Source organism: Enterovirga aerilata (assembly GCF_013044135.1).
GTDB lineage: Bacteria > Pseudomonadota > Alphaproteobacteria > Rhizobiales > Beijerinckiaceae > Enterovirga > Enterovirga aerilata.
Genome location: NZ_JABEPP010000005.1, coordinates 1 through 22,852 on the forward strand (window position 1 = coordinate 1; position 22,852 = coordinate 22,852).

Below are 22,852 nucleotides of genomic sequence, written 5' to 3' on the forward strand. Positions count from 1 at the left end.
TTCGCGCTCTTCCTGACGCTGCCCTATTCCAAGTTCGTGCACGGCATCTACCGCTACCTCGCGCTCGTCCGCTACGCCCGCGAGCGCTTCCACCATTTCGGCGAGCCGGAAGCGAAGCTCGTCCCCGCCCCGGCCACAACCGGACAGGGCGGGCAGAGAAAGTAGCCGCTACTCCGCGAGCTTGATCCCGGCCTCCCTCAGGACCTTCGACCACTTCGCCAGATCCTGCGCCAGGTCCAACGCGTATTCCTCCGGGCTGCTCGGCAGCGGCTCGGCCCCCTCGAAGGCGAGCCGCTTCTGGACCTCGGGCGTGGAGATCGCGTCGCGCAGGGCCTTGTTGAGCTTCTCGACGATCGGCTTCGGCGTGCCCGCGGGCGCCAGGAGCCCGTAATGGAGCACCGCCTCGTAGCCGGGCAGCCCCGTCTCGGCGACGGTCGGGACCTCCGGCATGAGAGGCGATCGCTTGAGGCTCGTCACCGCGAGGGCCTTGAGGGTGCCGCTCTGCACATGTCCGTGCACCGCCGGAATGGGCGTGAACGACATCGGGATGTGGCCGCCGACGAGATCGTTCAGGACCGGCCCCGAGCCGCGATACGGCACATGGGTGAGCTTGATCCCGGCCATGGAGGTGAAGAGCTCGCCCGCGATATGCGTCGCCGTGCCCACTCCGGCCGACCCGTAATCGATGCTGCCCGGCTTCTCCTTCGCGCGCTGGATCAGCTCCGCGACCGAACCCACCTGGAAGCTCGGATGGACGGCCAGGACCGCGGGGGCCGAGCCGATCAGCCCGATCGGGGCGAAGTCCTTCAGCGGGTCGAAGCCCGCATTCGGGTACAGCGTCGGCCCGATCGCGATCGTGCCCGAATAGCCGAGGAAGAGCGTGTACCCGTCGGGCGCCGCGCGGGTGAAGGCCTTCGCGGCGATCGTACCCCCGGCGCCGGGGCGGTTGTCCACGATCACGTTCTGGCCGAGCAGCTCGCCCATCTTCTCGGCGACGATGCGCGCCATGACGCTCGTCGAGCCGCCGGGCGGGAACGGCACGATCAGCGTCAGCGGCCGGGTCGGGTAGTCCTGCGCGGATGCGGGGCCGAGGAGGGCCGCCGGAAGAAGGCCGAGCAGCAGCGCGGCAAGGTGTCCGAAGGTCATGGCGTGGTTCCTCCCAGCAGCGTCGCGACGTTTCCCTTGCCCGATCTGCGCAGGAACAGAGGCGCGCCGCAAGAGAGCGGCTCGCCCGTTCGGCAAGCTATAGCGCTCGCTTATACCGAGCAGCGAAAAACGGTATTTTGCCCCGTCCCGGCGGCCCCCTAAGCTGGCGGGCAATCGGCCGGAGGCGCGCTCGGTGCGCGACGGCCCAAGCTGGCCGCTCGGCCCGACACGGGAGGATACAGTGAAGCGCAGAACCCTGCTTGCCGCGGCCGTCGCTATGCCGGCGCTCTGGACGAGCCGCGGAGCCGCGGCGCAGGCCGTCTCCGACGGGGTCGTGAAGATCGGGGTGCTCGACGACATGTCGAGCGTCTTCGCCGATCAGCAGGGCATGGGCGACTACGTCGCCGCCCGGATGGCTGCGGAGGATTTCGGCCCCGTGCTCGGCGCCCCCGTCGAGGTGATCCAGGCGGACCTGCAGAACAAGACCGATATTGGCCTCTCCATCGCCCGGCGCTGGATCGATATCGAGAAGGTCGACATGATCCTCGGCCTCGGCAATTCCGCCGTGGCGCTCGCCGTGCAGGACCTCTGCCGCGAGAAGGGGCGAATCGACATGCCAGTCGGGGCCGGCACGACCGACCTCACCGGCAAGGGCTGCTCGCCCTACGGCGTGCACTGGACCTACGATACCTATTCGGGCGCGAAGGGGCCGGTGCAGACGCTGGTCGGCCAGGGCCTGAAGAAGTGGTTCTTCATCACGACCGACTACGCTTTCGGGCACTCGCTCGAGGCGAATGCGAGCGCGATCCTCAAGGCGAGCGGCGGCGAGATCGCCGGGGCAGTCCGGACGCCGCTCGGCGAGCCGGACTACTCGTCCCACCTCCTGCGTGCCTCGACCTCCGGCGCGCAGGTGCTCGGCATCTGCGCGGGCGGGAACGACCTCGTGAACATCGTCAAGCAGATGGGCGAGTTCGGGCTGCTCAAAGGCGGGATGCAGGCGGCGGCGCTGAACTGCTCCATGATGAACATCAAGAGCATCGGACTGGAGAATGCGCAGGGGCTGATCTACACCGAGGCCTATTACTGGGATCAGACGGATGAGACGCGCGCCTTCGCCGAGCGGTTCCGGAAGATCCACGGCCGCCCCCCTTCCGCCTATCAGGCGAGCTGCTGGGGCGCGGTGACCCACTATCTCAAGGCCGTGCAGGCCGCCGGTACGGACGCCGCCGCGCCCGTGATCGCGAAGATGCGCGAGATGCCCATCAACGACTTCATGACCAAGGGCGGCTACATCCGGAAGGACGGCCGAACCATCCGGGACATGTATCTCATGCGGGTCAAGACCCCGTCCGCGAGCAAGGGCGAGTGGGACCTCCTGGAAGTCGCGCAGCACATCAAGGGCGAAGACGCGTTCCGGCCGCTCGGGGAAGGCGGCTGCCCGCTGGCCGGGTAGTCGGGCCGGCTCCCCGCCGGAAAGCACGGCGGGGAACCTCGTTGGCGCCGGTCAGGGCTGGCGCAGACCGGTCTCCGCGACCGTCTCGGCCCAGATCGGAACCTCACGCACCACCCGCTCCCGCAGGGCCTCGGGCCCGGACGCGGTAATCACGACCCCGGTCTTCTCGATCGCGTCCCGCACGCTGGGCTTCTCAAGAGCCGCCAGGACCGCCTTCGACAGGCGCTCGACGATCTTCGTATCCGTCCCGGCAGGCGCGAACATGGCGATGAAGGTCTCGGACACGATATCGTATCCGAGTTCCTTCAAGGTCGGCACGTTCGGCAGGTCGGGTAGCCGAGCAGGGCCAGCGTGGAAGAGCGGCCGGATCAGGCCGGCATCGACCTGCCCTTTGACGGAGCTGTAGCTGCTCGTGCTCATGTCCGTCGTGTTCGCGAGCAGCGCCTGGATGTTGGGTCCCGCTCCCGAATAGGGAACATGGACCATTCTGATGCCGGCCGCCTTCTGGAGCCGCTCGACCATGAGGTGCGGCGAGGCCCCACGGGCGCCGCTGCCATAGGTGAACTTGCCGGGCTTCTCCTTCGATTCGCGAACGACCTGCGCCAGGTCCTTCAGCGGCGAGGCGGCCGGCACGACGATCAGGTCAGGGGTCGTCCCGAGCTCCGTGACGGGCGCGAGGTCCTTGATCGGATCGAACGGAGCCGGGTTGTACAGCGCGGGATTTGTCACGACGGCGTTCGAGGTGACCAGCAGCGTGTAGCCGTCGGGTTCGGACCGGGCGACCGCCGCGATTCCGACGTTTCCGCCGGCGCCGCCCCGGTTCTCGACGATGACGCTCTGGCCAAGCGCCGTCGTGAGCTCCTGGGCGACCGCCCGCGCGAGCGCATCGACGCCTCCGCCCGCCCCGAACGGCACGATGATCCTGACCAGCCTCTCCGGGTATTCGCCCGCTCGTCCTGTGCCGGCCCCGGCCAGAACGGCGGCGGCGGCGAGCAGGGCGACGGTGGTCTTGCGCAGTCCAAACGGTATCATTCTTCCTCCCGGGGATGAGGTCTCCGGCTCAGGTCGCCTGAAGCCGGGCCTCGAGTTCGTGCCTCTTGATCTTGCCTGTCGCGCTTCGCGGAATGTCCTCGGCCGCCACGAAGACGACGTCCTTGGGGACCTTGAAGGATGCGACCCGGCCGCGGCACAGCGAGATGACGTCCGCCGCCTGGAGCCCGGCCCGTCTCGCGACCACGAAGGCGACCGGAACCTCGCCCCAGCGCGCGTCCGGCCGGCGCACGACCACCGCCTCGGCGACGTCGGGAGACGAGGCGAGGAGCCGCTCGATCTCCGCCGGGTAGATGTTCTCCCCGCCCGACTTGATGAGGTACTTGCGGCGATCGACGAAATCGAGCGTTCCGTCGGGGTTGCGGCGGAGCACGTCGCCCATGCGATACCAGCCGCCCGCGAAGATCTCGGAATCGAGCTCCGGCATCCGCCAATAGCCGCTGAACATCGTCGGCGAGCGCACGAGCGCTTCCCCGGGTTCGCCATCCTCGACGTCCGCCCCTTCGGGATCGACGAGACGCAGTGCGCAAAACGAGCTTTGTGTCTTGGCGAAGCTCTCCGGAGCGACGCCGATCGGGATCCTGCCGCGGCTTGCCGGGGCGGGTCCCGTCTCGGTCGAGCCGAAGCTGTTGCGGTAGGGCGCGCCGACGCGCTCCGTGATCTCGGCCAGGAGCGCCGGCGGGACGAGATCGGCCATGCTGCCGACGAGCGACACGCCCTTCGGACGGGACGGTGTGCCCCGGTAGGCGTCGAGAAGCGGCTGCACGGTCGCGGGCATCAAGGACAGGAGCCCGACCGGCTCGCGCTCGAGCCGGTCGATGAGCCGGCCCGCATCGAACCCGTCCATCACGACCACCTTGCCGCCCGTCATCAGGGTCGCGAGCACGTTGTCCGCGCCGGCCATGTGGAAGAAGGGCGCCCAGCCCAGGAAGGTCGAGCCGGGAAACACGGTCGCGTCCACAATGGAGATCAGGCAGCGGGCCACCATCGCGCGATGGCTGATGGCGGCGCCCTTCGCAAAGCCGGTCGTGCCGCTCGTGTAGAGAATGACCAGGATGTCCTCGCTCTCGGCCGATTCCGGCGGAACGCGGTCGGTGGCCGACCGAAGCGCCGCCTCGTACGGCTCGCCGAAGACCACGGTCCGCCCGATCTCGTGCCGGGCCTGCCGAAACGCCTGCTCGAACCGCTCGGAGACGAACGCGACGCTCGCGGCCGAGAGGCGCAGAGCGTGCCCGAGCTCCTCGCTCGAGCCCCGGGTGTTCGGGCAGGCGAGCACCGCGCCGATCCAGGCACAGCCGAGCAGGAGCTCGACATATTCCCGGCGGTTCTCGGACAGGATCGCGACGGCGTCCCCGCGGCGGACACCGTACGTCTCGAGGAGGGAGGCGGCCCGCATCGCCCGCGCGTGCAGCTGCCCGTAGCCCACCGTCCCCCGCTCGTCGTCGAGCGCGATCCGTTCGGGTCCGCGCCGGACCTCTTCGGCGAAGAGGCGGCCGACCGTGCCGCCGGCGGCAAGCATGGGTTCTGGCGCGGTTCCGGGCATCAGGCCCGCTCCAGAACCATGGCGTTGCTGGAGCCCCAGTTGCGCCCGTAGGGAAGGACGCCGATGCCGGTGACGAGCGCGCGTCTCGGGTCTCGGACCTGTCGAGCTCGGGCGTCGCCGAAGAGCTGCTTGAGCGCTTCGACGAGGTTCACGCCGCCGCCGGCGAGCCCTGGCTGCCCCGCGGAGACTTGGCCGCCCCCCGTATTGATCGGCAGATCCCCGGAGAAGCGCAGGTCGCGCTCCTTCACGAAGCTCTGGGCCTGGCCCGGGCCGCAGAAGCCGCACTGCTCCAGTTGCAGCAGTACCGCGATCAGGAAGTCGTCGTAGGGTTGAAGGACGTCGATGTCGTCCGGCCGGAGTTCGGCGTCGCGCAGGGCTTCGGGCCCGACGACCGAGAACCCCGAGACGGTGATGTCGTCCACCGCGTCCTTGGGATCGAAATTGACGATCTCGCGGTAGGAGATCGGATGCACGACGCGGTCGAAGCCGAGAGCGCGCGCACGCGCGGTCGTCGTCACCAGGACGGCATAGCCGCCGTCGCAGCGCATCACGCAGTCCAGCAGCCGCAAAGGGTGCGAGACCATGCGGGAAGACAGGTAGTCCGCCTCGGTCAGCGGCTTGCGCAGGATGTCGCAGGCCACCTCGTTCAGGAGCGCCCCCTCGCGCTGTGCCACGGCGAGCTTCGCGAGCGCCTCGTCGGGCATTCCGTAGCGGGCTGCGTAGGCGGAACTGAGAAGGCCGAAGGCGACCAGCGGCCCGATATAGCCGACCGGCTGGCAGAACTCCGTGCGATGGCCGGTCTGATCGGTCGCGTCATGGGACGAGACGGCGTCCGCGCCTAGGCACAGCACCGTCGTGCAGAGCCCCGCCTCGATCGCCATGGCGGCGCGGGCGATGTTGCCGAGGTTCGAGGATCCCCCGATGTCGGTCGACTGGCACCAGCGGGGGCAAAGGCCGAGATGCTCGGCCAGGAGATTGCTCCAGAAGGGATTGCCCGCCTCCGACATGGCGAGGGTCGTCGCGAAGCCGTCGATCTCGTCGCGCTCGATCCCGGCCGTGTCGAGCAGGGACGCGACGACCTCGCCGGCTATGCCCGCCGCCGTCCGGCCGCTGTTGCGGACGAGCTTCGTGTCCGCGTAGCCGACGATCGCGACCGGCCGGTTCCGGAGAAACCTCATGGGTTCGCCCCGGCCGGCGCAAACAGGTACTCGCGCCCCTCGCCCCGCTCCTCGCCCCAGACGAGGCGCATCTCCTGGCCGACGCGGAGATCCTCGTACGCCGCTCCCGTGACGCGCGCGAAGACCCGCGGCCCCTCCCGCAGGCGCACGATCGACAGGATGTAGGGCGTCTCCGGCCCGAAGCCGGGACCCGGGGTATGACAGAGCGAGACGGCGACGAGCGTGCCGGCCCCGCTCGCCTCCCGCCACTCGAGATCTGTGCGTGGCGTGAACAGGCTGATCGGCCGCGGGTAGAACTGATAGCGGTCGGCAGCCGGGTCGTATTGCAGGAGGAAGCGCCGCTCCAGCGTCGCGTCCCAGAACGGCCGTGTCAGTTCGGTCGCCGTGAAAGGTGGCTTGTCGGTCATCCGCGCTCCAGGACAAGGACGTTGCTGCAACCCCAGTTGCGGGCGTATTGGATGATCCCGATCCCGGTCACGACCGCGTTCCGCGGCTCGGGTATCTGGCGCGGACCGGCCTCGCCGCGCAGCTGCCGGACGGCTTCGATCAGGTTCACGCCGCCATTCGCGAGACCCGGCTGACCGGCCGAGATCTGACCGCCGCTCGTGTTGATCGGCAGGGCGCCGCCCGGCCCGATATCCCGCTCCAGGATATAGCGCTCCGCCTCGCCGGGCTTGCAGAACCCGATCTGCTCGAGCTGCAAGATCACGGCGATGAAGAAGTCGTCGTAGGGATGGAAGCTCTGGACGTCGCCCGGGCTCAGCCCGGCGTCGCGGAGCGCCGCCGGGCCGACATCCGAGAACCCGGTCACGGTGATGTCCCCGACGTCCCCCCGGGGATCGAAGTTCACGCGCTCGCGATAGGCGATCGGGTGGACGATGGTCTCGCAGCCGATCTCCCGCGCCGTCTTCGTGCTCGTGACCAGGAACGCGTTGGCCCCGTCGCAGCGCATGACGCAGTCCAGCAGGCGGAGCGGGTGCGAGATCATGCGGGATGCCAGGTAGTCCTCCTCGGTCAGCGGCTTGCGCAGGACCTCGCAGGCCTGGTCGTTGAGGAGGGCGCCCCGCCTCTGCGCGACGGCGAGCTTGGCCATCCCGCGCTCCGGCAGCCCGTACTTTTCCGCGTAGGCCGAGGAGAGGAGCCCGAACGCGATCGGCAGGACGCTGAAACCGAGCGGGTCCATGAACTCGGTGCGATAGCCGGACTGCCTGGCCAGGAAACGTCCCGTCGGCGCGTCCGCCGCCAGGCAGAGAACGGTCTCGCACAGGCCCGCATGGATGGCTGCCGCCGCCCGGACGATGTTGGCGATGATGGAGCCGCCGCCGAGATCCGAAACCTGGGTCCAGACCGGCGAGAGCCCGAGCGCGTCCGCGAGCATGTTGGTCCAGAACGGGTTGCTCGCCTCCGCATTGGCGGGCGTGGCCGCGAGCCCGTCGATCCGGTCGCGCTCGATTCCCGTCTGCGCGAGCAAGCTTTCCAAAACGTCGCCGGCAAGCTCGAGGGCCGTTCGATCTCCCCCCTTGACGAGCTTGGTATCGGCGCAGCCTGCGATCGCGATGCCGCGTTCTGCAAGGAATCCCATCAGCCCGCCTTGATCCCGGCCGCTTCGATGACGGGCCGCCAGCGCTCGAGCTCCCTTCGGATCAGCGCGTCGAATTCGGCGGGCGGCCCGGCCACGATCCGTATCCCGAGATCGCGGACCTTCGGGCTGTCTCGCAGCTCGGCTCCGGCGGCCGCGATATCCGCGCCGAGCCGCGCCAGGATCTCCGGCCGCAATCCCGACGGCGCCACGACGCCCCACCAGTTCGTGACCTCGAAGCCCGGGACGCCGGCCTCGGCGATCGTGGGCACGTCGGGCAGATTGGGGAGACGCGCCGCCGAGGTCACGGCCAGCGCGCGCAGACCGCCCTGGCCGACCTGAGCGATCGCCGCGGGCGCCGAGTTGAAGCTGAGAGGAATGTGCCCTCCCATCGCGGCCGTCAGGGATTCGGAGTCGCCGCGGAAATGGACCGGCGAGATCCGGATGTCGGCCATCCTGGCCAGAAGCTCGCCCGAGAGATGGACCGACGAGCCGATCCCCGCGGTCCCGTACTGGAACTTGCCGGGATTGGCCTTCGCCTCGGCGAGGAACTGCGCGAAGCTCTTCAGCGGCGAGTTCTGGCCGACCACCACGACATTGCCCGCCTCCGCCAGGAGCGAGACCGGCATGAAGTCGGACAGCGTGTCGTAAGGGAGGCTCGCGTGCAGCAGCGGGTTGATCGCGTGCCCGCCCGCCACGAGCAGGAGCGAATGGCCGTCCGGCGGCGAGGACAGGAGCTCCTTCGACGCGATGATGCCGGCAGCGCCCGGACGGTTCTCGACGATGGCGCGCGGGCCCCATCGCTCCGACAGCTTCTCGCCCAGAAGGCGCGCCAGGATGTCGAGAGTCCCGCCGGCGGCGAAAGGCACGATCAGCCGGACGCGCCGGCTCCTGAACTCGTCGGCGGCCCAGGCACTGCGAGGCAGGCCGAGCGCAGCCGCCGCCCCTGCGAGAAAAGCTCTTCGCGTCATGAACCCACTCCCGATCGGGCGATGATCCCCCGCGCTTCGAGGGCATCGAGCTCGGCGGCCTGCATGCCGAGAAGCCCGGTCAGGACATCGTCGGTGTGCTGGCCGTGAGTCGGAGGCGCCGTGTAGGTGTCGAGCGGCGTCGCGGAGAAGCGCATGGGCGAGCGGACGAGCGGCACGTCGTCCGCCTGGGCGTGCCGGACGCGGACGACGGTGTCGCGCGCGGCCACGTGCGGATCGGCGAAGACGTCGGACAGGTCGTTGATCGGCCCGGCGACCAGGCCCGCCTCCTCCAGCGAAGCCAGCCACTCCGCCTTCGACCTCCCGAGAAAGACCCTCTCGAGCTCCGGGATGAGCGTGGCGCGGTTGCGGACGCGAGCGCCGTTCGTGGCGAAGCGAGCATCCTCTGCGAGATCGGGCCTGCCGAGGAGCTGGCACAGCCGCCGGAACTGGGCGTCGTTGCCGGCCACCAGGATGATGTGTCCGTCGCTGCACGCGAAGCGCTGCGACGGCACCACCGAGGGCGCCGCCGATCCGAATCGCTTCGGATTCTCGCCCGAGAGCAGATAGTGCATCGCCTGATGCGACAGCGCCGCCAGCTGGGCGTCGAACATCGAGATGTCGATGGCCTGGCCGCCGCCCCCCCTCGCATCGCGGCCGTACAGCGCGGCCACGATGGCGAGGGCGGCATACATACCGGACAGGAGGTCGGAGAGGACGAACCCGACCTTGGTGGGACCTCCGCCGGGCTCGCCGTCCGGATTGCCCGTGAGGCTCATCACGCCGCACATGGCCTGCAGCAGCGTGTCGTAGCCGGCCCGATGCCGATACGGGCCGGTCTGCCCGAAGGCCGTGATGGAGCAGTAGACGAGTCGAGGATTGTCCTGCCGGAGCGAGTCCGCGTCGAGCCCGTACTTGGCGAGATTGCCAACCTTGAAGTTCTCGACGCAGACGTCCGAAGCACGTGCGAGTCCCCGGACGATGTCCTGCCCTTCCGGGGTGGAGAGGTCGACCGCGATGGAGCGCTTGTTGCGGTTGGTGCTCAGGAAATACGCGGATTCGGCGGTCTCGCCGCCATCGCGGTCGCGCAGGAACGGAGGCCCGAGCCGACGCAGGTCGTCGCCGCGGCCGGGCTGCTCGACCTTGACGACCTCCGCGCCCAGATCCCCGATCAGCTGCGTCGCCCACGGCCCGGAGAACACGCGGCTAAGGTCGAGGACGCGGACGCCCTTGAGTGGCGCGTCCGAAACGCCGGGCATGCCACCGGACATGCGGGCAACCTCCCTGGTTGATCTCTATCGGTCAGTTGCCCTCACGATTAGCTGGGCCGCAGGCGCGGCCAAAATACGCTTTTGCGCTGTCGGCTATAAGAAGCACTTATGGCGGGTCTCCGGCATCACCGATCCTTTGGCGCCTGAGATGCGGACACGGACCGACGGCAAATCTGCAAGGACGGGGAGCTGAAGCGGCAAACCGCGATGAGGCAACCGACTTATACGAGCAAAGACCGGGAGCCAGCCCGAGCGCAATCTCCGCCCGGCCGCCCGGAAGCGGCCCATCCGCTACCGGCTACGAGATACCGGCTACGAGATACAGCCCATCAAACGTCGTCCGCGTCCAGACGAGAGCCACTCCCACCTCGCCGCGGGCCAGCAAAAGCCAATCACCTCAGGATCGCAACGACATACGCGTTCGAGATCTATTCTGACCGGCGCACCAGCTTTTCAACCAGTTAGTCCCTTTCGGGCTTACCGGCTGAGCACGTTGGTAAGCGCCTGGTAAGGGAAGCTTCGGGGCTGCTCGGGTAGCGGAGTCTCACTCCGTCTGCCGTTGGCCTCTCGTCCCAGTCTCCGCCTGCCGCAAGCGAAGGCGATCTGCTCGTTCGTGCACCGTTTGCGTGGCATGGCACCCACCCTCCTTCAGGGATCAGGATGCCGAAAAACTTGCGCTCGCAACGGACCAGTTTCCTGGGTCAGGACCAGCTGGTCACCGGGTCAGCATCCAGGCTGGCTTACAAGCTTGGGTCTGGCGGCCTCGAAGGCGTTTCGCCCGGCAAGGCCTCGACGCGCTCTCTCAGCGGAGTTCACGCCGAGATGCGCTTGATCGCCTCCCGCGCGATGATCAGCTTCATGATCTGGGCCGTGCCGTCTCCGATCTCGAGTCCCATGACGTCGCGCATGCGTTGCTGGTGCGGCAGGTCCAGCGACCAGCCGTAATGGCCATGCGTCAGGAGGCACTGCCGGATGGCGTCGAAGGCGGATTTTGGCGCGAGCCACTTCACCATGGCGGCTTCGACCGTGTGCGCGCGGTTCTGATCTCGCAGCCACAGCGTGTGATAGCAGAGCTGGCGGGAGGCCGCGATGAGTGCCTCGTGCTCGGCTATCGGGAAGGTCACGCCTTGATGCTGCGCCAGCTTGACGCCGAAGGTTTCGCGCTGCTGCGCGTATCGCCAGGTCTCGTCGATGGAGGCCTGTGCCGCCCCGCAGCACATCAGCCCGATTACGGCGCGGTTGAAGTCGAACCCCGACATGACCTCGTAGAAGCCCTTGCCCTCTCCGCCCACCCGGTGCTCGAGCGGCACCTCGACATCGTCGAAGAAGAGCGACCCACGGCCGACGATCTTGCTGCCGAGGTCGTTGAAGCGCGTGCGGGTCAGCCCCTTCGCATCTCCCGGCACGAAGAAGGCCGTCACTCCGCGCGCACCCTCCTCCACCGTGCCCGATCTTGCGAAGATCACGAAGCCGTCCGCCTGGTCGGCTGAGCTGATGGAGGTCTTCTCACCGGACAGCACATAATGGTCGCCTCGGCGCACGGCCTTCAGCTTGACCCGCGCGGCGTCCGAACCGGCCGAAGGCTCGGTTAACCCCACTCCGAGGATCACCTCCCCGCGCACGATCTTGGGAATCCACTCGGCCGCAAGCGCCTTCTCGGCGCTCCGCGCGAGCACCTGCCCGAGCAGGGAGGCCGAGGATTGTACGTAGGCCACGTTGAAGTCGCCATAGGCGATCGCCTCCGTGACGATTCCGCTCGCGACGTTCGTGAGTCCGAGTCCTCCATATTCCTCCGGCAGCTCGGGACCGATCAGCCCGAGCTCGCCCATCTCGCGCATCAAGGCACGGTCGTACCGTTCCTCGGCTTCGCGCGCCTGGTAGTGCGGGAGGAGCCTGTCCTTCGAGAAGCGTAGCGCCGTCTCGGCCAAGTCTCTGTATTCGTCAGCCACATACATCGGGGAGCCTGTGAAGAGAGGGCTAATCGACCATCGTCAGGCCGCCGCTGACGCTCAGCACCTGACCCGTGATGTAGGCCGCGCGATCCTCGAGAAAGAACATGATCGGGCCGGAGATGTCCTCGGGCTGAGCGAGCCGCCCGAGCGGGATGGCGCGGAGCATGCCTTGCACGATCTTGGCCGCGTTCTCCCCCACCTGAGCGAACATCAGCGGGGTCTCCGTCGGGCCAGGACAGACGCAATTCACCGTGATGTTGTGGCGCGCCATCTCGCGGGCGAGCGCCTTCGTAAACGCGATCTGACCACCCTTCGCCGACGAATAAACCACCTCGCCCATGCTGCCGACTCGCCCAGCGTCGCTGGCGATGTTCACGATCCGACCGCGTCGCGCCTCGATCATCGGATCGAGCACAAGCCGCGACATGCGGATCACACCCTTCAGATTGATGTCGAGGAGCTTGTCCCACAGGTCCGGGGTGTTCTGGAGAAAGGGCTCGACCTGATCCCAGCCCGCGACGTTCACCAGTGCGTCCGCGCGCCCGACCTGCTCGTGCACGCCGCCGACGAACCGCCGCGCGCTTTCCATGTCGGTGATGTCAAGAGCGCCGAACTGAATCGCGAGTCCCTCTGTCCGAGCCTCGGCGAGCAGCTCCGCGCCGGCCTCCTGGTTCCGGTCGCCGACGAAGACGCGGGCGCCGTTGCGCGCGAGGAGGAGCGCGGTCGCCCTCCCGATACCGGAGGCTCCGCCCGTGAGGATGATGTTCCGACCTTCGAGCGCCACGTCTACCCTCCCCTACTTCGCGGCCGAGCGCGCCAGGAACGCGCCGACGAGGTCCTTCGTCGCCTGATTCCCGAGCAGGCGCCGCACCTGCTCGACCTCGGTGTCCTGCCCGGCCTGACTCGGGGCGGCGGCCGCCGCGATGCACGCCTTCGCAGCCGCTGCTGCGTGACGCGGCAGCGCCGAAAAGCGCGCGACGATCTCGCCCGCGCTCATGGCCAGGTCGGCGCGATCCACGCACCATTGCGCGAGCCCGAGCCGCTGAGCTTCTTCTCCATCCACGAGTTCAGCCCCTAGGATTAGCCGCAGCGACTGAGGTCGCCCGCAGAGCAGCGTCAGCCGCTGCGTGCCCCCCGCGCCGGGGATGAGGCCGAGTCCGATCTCCGGCAGGCCCAGCTTCGCTTCGCGCGCGACGATCCGAAGGTCGCAGGCGAGCGCGAGCTCCAATCCGCCGCCCAAGGCGGCGCCGCCAATCTCGGCAATGGTCGTGGCTCCAAGCGACTCGATCCTCGTGAACAGCGCCTGGTAGCGCCGCCCCACCTCGGCCTGGACCTCCGGAGGCTCGCCGAAATTGGCCTCGAGCTGCTTCAGGTCGGCCCCGGCGGAGAAGACCTTCAGGCCCGACCGGATATGGAGGACCGCCCAATCAGAGCTCTCCTCGAGCCGGTCGAGGCATGCGTGAAAGGCCTCCATCCAGGCGTCGTTCATGGCGTTGACCGGCTCGCGCCGAAGCGTGAGCCGGGCGACGCTCCCGGCAATCTCGAGATCGATCATCAGGATCGAAGCGCCGCTGTGCTCGCCGTCACTCGCCGGCCTTCTGACGCCGGCGAGCGGCGCGGAAATCGGGTTTCCGCTTCTCCATGAAGGCTTTCACGCCCTCCTTGGATTCCTCACTTTGGTAGTAAAGCGCGAGGGCCTCGAGGCCGAGATTGCCAATTCCCGCGATACTGTTGGTATCGGCGTTGAAGGACCGCTTCGCGATCGCGATCGCGGTCGGGCTCCGCTCCAAGATCTCGCGGCACCAGCTCTCTATCTCGGTGTCGAGCTCCTCGTGCGGGACGACCTTGTTGACGAGGCCCATCCGCTCGGCCTCCACGGCCGTGTAACGCCGACACATGTACCAGATCTCGCGGGCCTTCTTCTCGCCCACGATGCGGGCCAGATAGGCCGTGCCCCAGCCAGGATCAACGGAGCCCACTTTCGGGCCGACCTGTCCGAAGATCGCCTTTTCGGACGCGATCGTCATGTCGCACATCGTGGCGATCACATTGCCGCCGCCGATCGCGTAGCCCTGCACCCGGGCGATCACCGGGATGCGAACGTCCCGAATGGCAGCATGGAATTCCTCGATCGGGATGCCCACCACACCGCGTCCGGCATAGGTGCCGGAATGGGTGGACTGATCGCCGCCTGTGCAGAACGCGCGGTCGCCGGCGCCAGCCAGCACGATGACCCCGATCGCGTCGTCGGCATCCGCGTCGCGCAGCGCCGCGGTCATCTCCTCAATGGTCTCGCCGCGGAAGGCGTTCATCACCTGAGGGCGGTCGATGGTGATCCGCGCGACGCCGTCCGCCTTCTCGTACTTGATGTCAGCGTAGATCATGCGCCGGCCCCTCCTCGTCCATGCGCTGAGTGGGCACGGACCGTACCGCTCGACCTATCGCGGGTGCCCGTCGCGCTCGGTGAATTCCGTGTGGAGTTTCCATGAAGGCGGGAGATGCCCTCCCGAGCAGGAAGATTGCCTCACGTCGATTTCACCACGCTTTCACGGTCCGATCCGGCGCTCGTGGCAGGAACGCTAGGCAGACTGGGCGACAGGCACCCGATGGCTGCGCACGGATCGAGGTCGGCGCGGATGGGTCCAGGTTCCGATTGGGGCGATGTGGGTCTGGAGCTCAGGCGCGAGGCGCATTTTGGCGATCGCGTGGTCACCTGCTTCGCGGACCGGCCCCGGACCTACCACGACATGTTCATGGAAGCCGTACGCCGCTATCCTGACCGCGAAGCCTTAGTCTGCGGCTCGACCCGGATGACGTGGCGAGATGTCGAGTACCGATCCGCCGCGCTCGCAAGGGGGCTCCTGGCCCGCGGACTTGGACATGGAACGCGCATCGCCCTCCTGCTCGGTAACTGCGTTGAGTTTCCGCTGGCACTGCTCGCCGCTGCCCGCATCGGTGCGATTGTGGTGCCGATCAACATTCGGGAGCAGAGCCCAGGTGTAGCGCGCGCGGTGAGGAGCAGCGGTGCATCTGTCATAGTGCACGAAGCTGGCCTTGCCGATCTGGTCCCAAACGACACGGACGCCCCATCCCTGAAGTGGCGCGTGTCTCGTGAACCGGTCGAAAGCTCAATCGCCTTTGCAGATTTCGTAGACGAGGGCGACGGACCGGACATCGTCGAGGTGAACGAGGAAGATACCCTTCTCATCCTCTACACGTCTGGCACCACGGGCACGCCTAAGGGCGTCGAGTTCCCACATCTGGGTGTCGTTCATTCGGCTATGCATTCCGCCATCTGCGCCGGTCTGACCTGCGAAGATCGAAGCGTGATCGCGATCCCGCTCAGCTTCACGGGCGGCGTGATCTCCGCCTTCTCGCCGCTTGTCCGTTGCGCCGGCACCGCGATCCTTCTCCCGGACTTCAAGGCTGCCGCTTTCCTCGCCACGGCGGCTGAGGAGAGGATGACCCACACCCTCATGGTCCCGACCATGTACGAGCTCTGCCTCAGGCAGCCGGATTCCGAGCGGTTGGACCTGTCGCAATGGCGGATGGGCGTGTTCGGCGCGGCTCCGATGCCACTCGCAACCATCAATCGGCTTGCGGAGAGATGGCCGACACTCCGGCTCGCCAACTCCTATGGTGCGACGGAAGCGGGCGGGCCGGCCGTCTTCATGCGGTCGGAGGAAACGGTCGCTCATTCCGACAGCGTCGGACGGGCTTTCACCTGCGTCTCGATCGCCGTCATGGACGAGAGCGGGCGCGAGCTGCCGCGCGGCGAGACGGGCGAGATCTGGATCGCGGGCCCGACCGTAGCATCGCGCTTCTGGAACGATCCGGAGGGGACGTCGCGCGAGTACAGGGGCGGATGGTGGCGTTCCGGTGACATGGCGACGATGGATCCGGACGGACGCATCAGGCTCGTCGATCGTAAGAAGGACATGATCAACCGGGGCGGATTGAAGATCTCGTCGACCCAGGTCGAGGACGCGATCCACGAGCACCCCGCCGTGATCGAATGCGCCGTAGTGGGCCGGCCGGACGAGGTGCTGGGCGAACGGGCGCACGCCTTTGTCCGCTCGAACGAACCGGGGTTCACGGCCGAGTCACTGAAGGAGTTCCTTCGGCCGAAGCTCGCCGACTACAAGCTGCCGGACGTCATCGAAGTCACGCGAGAGCCTCTGCCGCGCAACGTGAACGGCAAGATCCTGAAGCGGGAGCTTCGGGCGACACTGGCCTACAGCCAAGCAAAGACGATGTGAGATCACGTCGAACAGATGGGAGGAAGATCAATGGCACGACAGGTGAGGACAACCCGCCGAGCAGCCGTCATCGGAGGCGCACTCGCATTGGGGCTCGGCTTCCAGGCGGGCCATGCAGCCGAGAGAGGACCCGTGAAGATCGGGGTGCTGGGCGACCTGTCCTCCGCCTATTCCAACGTCGGCGGCCGGCACCTGGTGGAGGCTGTGAAGATGGCCGTAGAGGATTTCGGCGGCAGCGTGTTGGGCCAGCCGATCGAGATCCTCTCGGCCGATACCCAGCTGAAGCCCGATGTCGCCTCGACGACGGCGCGGCGCTGGTTCGACGAAGGCGTCGATGTGCTGGTGGATATCCCATCCACCAACATGACCTTCGCGGTTACTCCGCTCGCGGAGGATCGGAAACGAGTAGTGCTGGCAACGAGCGCCGCAAGCTCGGACATCACGGGCGCCAAATGCTCTCCCGTCGTCGCGCATTGGACCTACGATACCTACGCCAATGCCCGCTCGGCGGGCGCAGTCCTGCTTGAGCAAGGCGCCAAGAACTGGTTCATTCTCAATCAGGACACGGCGACGGGCGTCGGAGTCGAGCGGGACATCACGGAGCTGGTCACGCAAAAGGGGGGCAAGATCGTCGGGTCGGTTAAGGCACCGCTGGAGACGACCGACTTCTCCTCCTACCTCCTCCGGGCTCAGAGCGCCAAGCCGGACATCATCGCCTTCGCGCCGGCCGGCGCGGCCGGCGTGAACGCCATCAAGCAGGCGAACGAGTTCGGGCTGAAGCAGGGCGGGACGCGGTTCGTGTCCGTCTTCATGATGCCGGACGACGTGAAGTCGCTCGGGCTCGAGGCCGCCCAGGGCCTTATCTACGCGACCGCCTTCGACGCGAGCCTCAACGAACAGACCAAGGCCTTCGCCGAACGCTTCCGGCAGCGGGCCGGCAAGGTCCCGAACATGAACATGGTCGGGTCCTACAGCGCAGTTCTGCACTACCTGAAGGCGGTCCAGGCGGTCGGCACGACGAACAGCGACAAGGTGATGCCGAAGATGCGCGAGATGCCGGTTCGCGACGTTTTCACCCAGGACGGCGAGCTCCGGATCGACGGCCGCATGGCGCATTCCATGTTCGTCATGCAGGTAAAGTCACCGGCCGAGTCGAAGGACGAATGGGACCTGGCCAAGGTGATCGCGACCGTTCCGGCCTCCGTGGCCGTGCGCCCGCTGAATGCCGGCGGCTGCCCGCTGGTGAAGTGAGCGGATAGGCGTGCAAAGCGTGACGCAGTCCCGGTCCCAGCATCCGGGATTCTCCATGCCGAAGTCCGACAGCCTCTCTACGATGCGGCTCGAGAGCCATTACGGCGATCGGGTCGCGCCCTGCCTCGCGGACAGGCCAGCTTCCTTCTTCGCCTTCTTTCAGGACGCGGTGCGCCGTAATCCCGACGGCGAGGCCCTCGTCGCGGGACCCGACAGGCTGACCTGGCGCGATCTCGACCGCTTGTCCGGCCTGATCGCGGCCGGGCTCGCGGCTCGGGGCGTCCGTAAGGGCTGCCGGGTCACGATGCTGCTCAGCAACCGCAAAGAGTTCGTGCTCACCCTCCTCGCCGCGGTCCGGCTCGGCGCGATCACGGTGCCGCTGAACATCCGCGAGCAGAGGCCGGCGATCGCCTACCTGGCCGAGCGGATTGCGCCGACGGTGATCGTGCACGAGGCGTCGCTCGCCCACATCCTGCCCGAGCCCACGGGATCGGCACCGAACTTCGTGCGGGTCGCCGTCGGTCCGTGCGAAGGCTCGTTCCCGTTCGAGGCTCTGCTCGAAGCGGGGCCCGCCCCAGCACCTGCCGACGTCGGCGAGGAGGACACGCTCTTCATCGTCCCGACCTCCGGGACGACGGGCTTGCCAAAGGCCCCGATGCTCTCGCACATGAGCGTCATCCACTCGGGTATCGTGTTCGCGGATGCGCTGGGGCTCCGAGCGGGTGACCGCTCCGTTGTCGCCATCCCGATGAGCCACACGTCCGGGATTATCTCGACCTTCGCCAGCTTCGTGCGCGTGGCCGGGACGATCATTCTCCTGCCAGAGTTCAAGGCACCCTCGTTCCTGGCGACGGCATCTGCCGAGCGCATGACGCACACCCTCATGGTCCCGGCCATGTACGACCTGTGCCTCCGGAATCCGGATCTCGCCTCCTTCGATCTGTCGTCGTGGCGGATCGGCCTTTACGGCGCGGCCCTGATGCCGTCGTCGACGCTGGTCGCCCTTGCCCAGACATTCCCCAGCCTGAGCCTGATGAACGCCTACGGCACCACGGAGGCGGGCGGACCCGCGACGCTGATGCGGCCGGAAGAGACGGCCAGCTACCGGGAGAGCGTGGGGCGTGCCATCGCCGGGGTCGAACTCGCCGTCATGGACGACACGGGCCGCGAACTGCCGCCCGGCGAGACGGGCGAGCTCTGGATCAAAGGTCCGGCGGTAGGTCACGGCTTCTGGCGGGACGCGGAAGCCACGGCGCGGGAATATACTGGTGGCTGGTGCCATACGGGCGACATCGTCCGAATGGACGCAGAGGGGCGCGTATATCTGGTCGATCGCAAGAAGGACATGCTGAACCGGGGCGGGTTCAAAATCGCGTCCCTGGAAGTTGAAAACGCGTTGCACGAGCATTCGGCCGTCATCGAATGCGCGATCGTGGGCCGCCCCGTGGAGGTCCTAGGTGAGCGCGTCCACGCCTTCGTCCGTCTCGCTCAGCCCGTAGCGGAAGACGAGCTGAAGGCGTTCTGCAGAGCGCGACTTGCCGACTACAAGGTGCCGGAGAGTTTCACATTCACGACCGATCCCCTGCCGCGAAACGCCGGGGGCAAAGTGCTGAAGCGGCTTCTTCGGGAACGCATGTAACCAAACACAATTGGGAGGACCCGGGTCGTGACCCCAGACATGATCCTGAGCACCCGCCGCAGTTTCATCCACGGTGGAGCCGCTCTCGCGGGCGCCGCTACTCTCGGGATGCCAAGCATCCTTCGGGCGCAGTCTGGAAAGCCCGTGAAGGTCGGGGTGCTCGGCGATTTTTCGACGGCCTATGCGAGCGTCGGTGGCCCTGCCCTGCTCGAGGCCGTCCGTATGGCCGTAGAGGATGCGGGCGGGTCTGCCTTAGGAAAGCCGGTCGAAGTCGTCTCCGCGGACACTCAGCTGAAGCCCGACCTAGCGAGCACGATCGCGCGCAGCTGGTTCGACGTTGACGGGGTCGACGTCATCACCGACCTGCCGACATCCGCGATGACATTCGCGGTCATGGATCTCGCCAGAGAGCGTAAGAAGATCGTTCTCGCGACGAGTGCCTCAAGCTCCGACATCACTGGCCCGCGCTGCTCTCCCTACGTCGCGCATTGGGTCTACGACACCTATTCGATCGCCCACTCGACAGCATCGGCTCTCGTCAAGCAGGGCGCGAAGACCTGGTTCTTCATCACCCAGGACACGGTGGCCGGCACCATTTCCGAGAAGGATGTTACCGACGTCATCAAGTCCTCCGGCGGGCGAGTTCTCGGCTCTGTTCGTGTGCCGAATAATTCGAATGACTACTCCTCCTTTATTCTCCAGGCACAAGGCTCCAAGGCAGACGTTATCGTTTACAGCGTAGCCGGCGCGGATGCCGTCAGGGCCGTCAAGCAGGCTTCCGAGTTCGGCGTCATGAAGGGCGGCCAGAGAATGATCGGCACCTACACGATGCCGGACGACATCAAGGCCATGGGCCTCGATGTGGCGCAGGGGCTGATCTACGCGACGGCCTTCGACTGGAACCTGAACGATGAGACGCGCGCGTACTCCCACCGCTTCCTAGCCCGAACCGGCAAGATGCCGAACATGAACATGGCCGGCAGCTACAGCGCCGTGCTGAGCTACCTGAAAGCCGTCGAGGCGGCGGGCAATAGGGATGCCGATCAGGTCATGGCGAAGCTCCGCGGCATGACGCTCAACGACGTCTTCGTGAAGAACGGCAAGCTGCGCGAGGATGGCCGGATGGCCCACGGAATGTACGTCATGGAGGCGAAGGCGCCCTCCCAATCGACCGGAGAATGGGATTTGGCGAAGGTACTGGCCGAAGTTTCGACAGAAACGGCGGTGCGTCCCCTCGCTGCGGGCAATTGCCCGCTGGTCAAATGAGCGCGGCACCCGCGGAAGCTGTCGTGGCCCCGACCGACCTCCAGGTCGGCCACGAAGCAAGCTTCTCCCGAACCATCGCGGAATGCGACGTCTACGCCTTTGCCGGTCTGACGGGCGATTTCGCGCCCCAGCACATGGACGAGGCCGCCATGCGGGCTTCGGCCTTCGGTCGACGCATAGCGCATGGGGCCATGATGGTTGGCTTCATGTCCCGGGCATCCACGATGGTGACGGCGGGACTGAGCACCACGAACAAGGAGGAAACGCTCGTCAGCCTCGGCTACGATCGGGTTCGGTTTTTGGCGCCGGTATTTATGGGGGATACGATCACGGTGGCGTACCGGGTGACCGCCGTCGATCCCGTAAAGCGGCGGACGCGGGCCGAGGTGCGCATCACCAACGAGAGCGGCACGTTGGTGGCGGTCGCCGAGAACATCCTTCAGTGGGTGAGGAACGCCGCCCCTGCTTCGTAGTCACGTGCTCAGCCGATCGGCTCGGCTGAGCATGCGATCTCCGCCAAGATCGCCTCCTGGTGCTCGCCCCGGGCCGGGACACGACCGGGCATTCGTCGTGTGTGACCCGACAGCCGCGGGGCCGGGGCGGCCTGAAGCATGCCGTCCATCTCGACGAAGACACTCCTTGCGGCGTTGTGAGGATGGGCAGCCGCCTCATCGAGGTTCAGCACCGGGGCGAAGCAGCTGTCAGTGCCTTCGAGCAGGCGCCGCCACTCCTCGCGCGTCTTCGTTGCGAACGTCGCGGCAAACAGCTCTCGGCCCCGTTCCCACGTATTCTCGTTGTTCTGGTCTTCGGCCCGCAACTCTCCGGTCAAGCCCAGCCTGGACAGGAGCTCTCCGTAGAACTTCGGCTCGATGGACCCAACCGTGATGAACAGCCCGTCGGCGCAGCGATAGCTGCCCCACCAATGCGCGCCGTCGATCGCGCTCTGCCCCCGTTTCGAGGCGAGTTCCCCCATTGACCTCACGGCGAAGAGAAGGTTCAACATGTGGGCCGAACCGTCCACGATGGCGGCATCGACGACCTGTCCGGCCCCGCCGGCGCGCGCATGGAGCAGGCCGGCGAGGATGCCGACGGCTAGGTACAGCGCCCCGCCTCCCACGTCGCCGATCAGTGTCGCGGGCACGACCGGCGGCTCCCCCGGCGGGCTGGCGTACCAGAGTGCCCCGGACAGCCCGATATAGTTGATGTCATGGCCGGCGCTTTGCGCCAGCGGGCCGTCTTGTCCCCATCCCGTCACGCGGCCGTATACTAGAGCCGGGTTACGGGCGAGGCAGATGTCGGGACCGAGACCGAGCCGTTCCATGACGCCGGGTCGCATGCCTTCGATCAGCGCGTCGGACCGGGCGACAAGCCGAAGCGCGGTATGGACGTCCTCCGGTCGCTTCAGGTCTAGGATGATCGACCGCTTCCCGCGATGAAAAATGGCGGAGCGGCCGAACCTCGCGCTTTCCCCTCCGTCGCCCGCCCGCTCGATCAGAGTGACCTCCGCCCCCAGGTCGGCGAGCAGCATCCCGCAGAACGGGCCGGGACCTTGCGCGGCGAACTCGACCACGCGAATCCCGGCCAGAGGGCCCCCTGCTTCGGCGCCAGCCGTCATGCGTCGACGAACGTGACAACCTCGCGCAGATCGGCGCGAGTGGTGCGAAAGTTGTTGGCGGGGTGCTTTCGATCCGGGTAGCCGAAGGACACGCCGCAAACGACGAGCCGGTCGTCGCCGATCCCGAGAAACCGCCTCACGAATTTCGAATGCTCGCCCAGGGCGCCCTGGGGAACGGCCGCGACGCCAAGGCTTTCGGCCGCGAGGAGAAGCATTCCGACGAAAAGGCCGCAATCCACGAGCCCGTATGCCCCGAGCGCCTCGTCGGAGGTGATGATGGCGACGTGCGGGGCGCCGAAGAAGCTGAAGTTCTGCAGCATCTGCCGCGCCGAACCCTCCCGATCTCCGTACTCGACCCCGACGCTTCGGTAGAGGCTCCACGCCGTGTCGCGGCGCCGTTGCTTGTACACGCCCTGGTACTCGCGCGGGAACGGAAGGTCCGGATCAGGTTGCGGGTTAGACGCGGCGTAAGCCGAAAGGGCGGCCCGGAAGCGCTCCGTCCCTTCACCGCTCGTCACCACGACGTTCCAAGGCTGGGCGTTGCAGCCGGAGGGACTCCGTTGCGCGAGGCGGAATAAGGCCTCGATGGTGTCTCGATCAACCGCCTGCGGCAGAAAGGCTCGGCAGGAGGAACGTCGCTGGAGCAACTCCTCCAATGCGTCCCGATATTCGTTCGGCGCCG

Annotated in this window: 20 protein-coding genes; 6 read left to right on the forward strand and 14 right to left on the reverse strand. The window is 67.2% G+C overall.

Annotated features, from left to right (window positions below):
- Window positions 1-168: 168 nt before the first annotated feature.
- Window positions 169-1,146: a Bug family tripartite tricarboxylate transporter substrate binding protein gene (locus tag HJG44_RS17150; RefSeq protein ID WP_171219584.1), complete on the reverse strand. Its 978-nt coding sequence runs from the start codon at window positions 1,144-1,146 to the stop codon at window positions 169-171.
- A gap of 241 nt (window positions 1,147-1,387) precedes the next feature.
- Between HJG44_RS17150 and HJG44_RS17155 the strand changes: the two genes are divergently transcribed.
- Window positions 1,388-2,599, forward strand: coding sequence for an ABC transporter substrate-binding protein (locus HJG44_RS17155; protein ID WP_346767192.1), 1,212 nt, complete (start codon window positions 1,388-1,390; stop codon window positions 2,597-2,599).
- A gap of 51 nt (window positions 2,600-2,650) precedes the next feature.
- Here HJG44_RS17155 and HJG44_RS17160 read toward each other — a convergent pair whose 3' ends face one another.
- From HJG44_RS17160 to HJG44_RS17210, 11 genes are all read right to left on the reverse strand, one after another.
- A complete protein-coding gene (locus tag HJG44_RS17160; RefSeq protein WP_171219585.1) occupies window positions 2,651-3,631 on the reverse strand; it encodes a Bug family tripartite tricarboxylate transporter substrate binding protein in 981 nt (326 codons plus the stop codon).
- A 28-nt stretch (window positions 3,632-3,659) separates the two neighbouring features.
- The gene (locus HJG44_RS17165; protein ID WP_171219586.1) at window positions 3,660-5,192 is read right to left on the reverse strand and encodes a class I adenylate-forming enzyme family protein; all 1,533 of its coding nucleotides are present in this window, start codon (window positions 5,190-5,192) and stop codon (window positions 3,660-3,662) included.
- Complete coding sequence (locus HJG44_RS17170; protein WP_171219587.1) at window positions 5,192-6,370, reverse strand: thiolase family protein; 1,179 nt, start codon at window positions 6,368-6,370, stop codon at window positions 5,192-5,194. The genes HJG44_RS17165 and HJG44_RS17170 overlap by 1 nt, the downstream gene beginning before the upstream one ends.
- Complete coding sequence (locus tag HJG44_RS17175) at window positions 6,367-6,777, reverse strand: Zn-ribbon domain-containing OB-fold protein (RefSeq protein ID WP_171219588.1); 411 nt, start codon at window positions 6,775-6,777, stop codon at window positions 6,367-6,369. Before HJG44_RS17175 ends, HJG44_RS17170 begins: the two co-directional genes overlap by 4 nt.
- On the reverse strand, window positions 6,774-7,952 hold the full coding sequence (locus tag HJG44_RS17180) for a thiolase family protein (RefSeq protein WP_171219589.1): 1,179 nt from the start codon (window positions 7,950-7,952) through the stop codon (window positions 6,774-6,776). Before HJG44_RS17180 ends, HJG44_RS17175 begins: the two co-directional genes overlap by 4 nt.
- A complete protein-coding gene (locus tag HJG44_RS17185) occupies window positions 7,952-8,920 on the reverse strand; it encodes a Bug family tripartite tricarboxylate transporter substrate binding protein (RefSeq protein ID WP_171219590.1) in 969 nt (322 codons plus the stop codon). Before HJG44_RS17185 ends, HJG44_RS17180 begins: the two co-directional genes overlap by 1 nt.
- Window positions 8,917-10,188, reverse strand: coding sequence for a CaiB/BaiF CoA transferase family protein (locus HJG44_RS17190; RefSeq protein ID WP_210261200.1), 1,272 nt, complete (start codon window positions 10,186-10,188; stop codon window positions 8,917-8,919). The genes HJG44_RS17185 and HJG44_RS17190 overlap by 4 nt, the downstream gene beginning before the upstream one ends.
- An 812-nt stretch (window positions 10,189-11,000) precedes the next feature.
- Window positions 11,001-12,143: an acyl-CoA dehydrogenase family protein gene (locus tag HJG44_RS17195; RefSeq protein WP_171219591.1), complete on the reverse strand. Its 1,143-nt coding sequence runs from the start codon at window positions 12,141-12,143 to the stop codon at window positions 11,001-11,003.
- A gap of 22 nt (window positions 12,144-12,165) precedes the next feature.
- Window positions 12,166-12,924, reverse strand: coding sequence for an SDR family NAD(P)-dependent oxidoreductase (locus HJG44_RS17200; protein ID WP_171219592.1), 759 nt, complete (start codon window positions 12,922-12,924; stop codon window positions 12,166-12,168).
- A 12-nt stretch (window positions 12,925-12,936) separates the two neighbouring features.
- Window positions 12,937-13,695 (reverse strand): enoyl-CoA hydratase/isomerase family protein, encoded by a 759-nt coding sequence (locus HJG44_RS17205; protein WP_171219593.1) that lies wholly within the window; start codon window positions 13,693-13,695, stop codon window positions 12,937-12,939.
- A 28-nt stretch (window positions 13,696-13,723) separates the two neighbouring features.
- Window positions 13,724-14,524, reverse strand: coding sequence for an enoyl-CoA hydratase-related protein (locus tag HJG44_RS17210; RefSeq protein WP_171219594.1), 801 nt, complete (start codon window positions 14,522-14,524; stop codon window positions 13,724-13,726).
- A gap of 369 nt (window positions 14,525-14,893) precedes the next feature.
- On the opposite strand from HJG44_RS17210, the gene HJG44_RS17215 reads away from it, so the two are divergent.
- The 5 genes from HJG44_RS17215 to HJG44_RS17235 are packed head-to-tail and all read left to right on the forward strand — an operon-like array spanning window position 14,894 to window position 21,028.
- Window positions 14,894-16,399 carry a class I adenylate-forming enzyme family protein gene (locus HJG44_RS17215; RefSeq protein ID WP_281411544.1) on the forward strand — a complete coding sequence of 502 codons (1,506 nt, stop codon included), beginning with the start codon at window positions 14,894-14,896 and terminating at the stop codon, window positions 16,397-16,399.
- A 30-nt stretch (window positions 16,400-16,429) separates the two neighbouring features.
- The gene (locus tag HJG44_RS17220; protein ID WP_171219596.1) at window positions 16,430-17,650 is read left to right on the forward strand and encodes an ABC transporter substrate-binding protein; all 1,221 of its coding nucleotides are present in this window, start codon (window positions 16,430-16,432) and stop codon (window positions 17,648-17,650) included.
- Window positions 17,651-17,705: 55 nt separating this feature from the next.
- Window positions 17,706-19,289 carry a class I adenylate-forming enzyme family protein gene (locus HJG44_RS17225; RefSeq protein WP_171219597.1) on the forward strand — a complete coding sequence of 528 codons (1,584 nt, stop codon included), beginning with the start codon at window positions 17,706-17,708 and terminating at the stop codon, window positions 19,287-19,289.
- Between the two features lie 39 nt (window positions 19,290-19,328).
- Window positions 19,329-20,555 (forward strand): ABC transporter substrate-binding protein, encoded by a 1,227-nt coding sequence (locus HJG44_RS17230; protein WP_210261201.1) that lies wholly within the window; start codon window positions 19,329-19,331, stop codon window positions 20,553-20,555.
- Between the two features lie 23 nt (window positions 20,556-20,578).
- Complete coding sequence (locus HJG44_RS17235; protein ID WP_346767193.1) at window positions 20,579-21,028, forward strand: MaoC family dehydratase; 450 nt, start codon at window positions 20,579-20,581, stop codon at window positions 21,026-21,028.
- An 8-nt stretch (window positions 21,029-21,036) separates the two neighbouring features.
- Here the strand turns inward: HJG44_RS17235 and HJG44_RS17240 are convergent, their stop codons facing one another.
- Together HJG44_RS17240 and HJG44_RS17245 are read right to left on the reverse strand one after the other, a co-directional pair.
- The gene (locus HJG44_RS17240) at window positions 21,037-22,170 is read right to left on the reverse strand and encodes a CaiB/BaiF CoA transferase family protein (protein WP_171219599.1); all 1,134 of its coding nucleotides are present in this window, start codon (window positions 22,168-22,170) and stop codon (window positions 21,037-21,039) included.
- On the reverse strand, window positions 22,167-22,826 hold the full coding sequence (locus HJG44_RS17245; protein WP_346767210.1) for a nitroreductase: 660 nt from the start codon (window positions 22,824-22,826) through the stop codon (window positions 22,167-22,169). The genes HJG44_RS17240 and HJG44_RS17245 overlap by 4 nt, the downstream gene beginning before the upstream one ends.
- Window positions 22,827-22,852 lie beyond the last annotated feature (26 nt).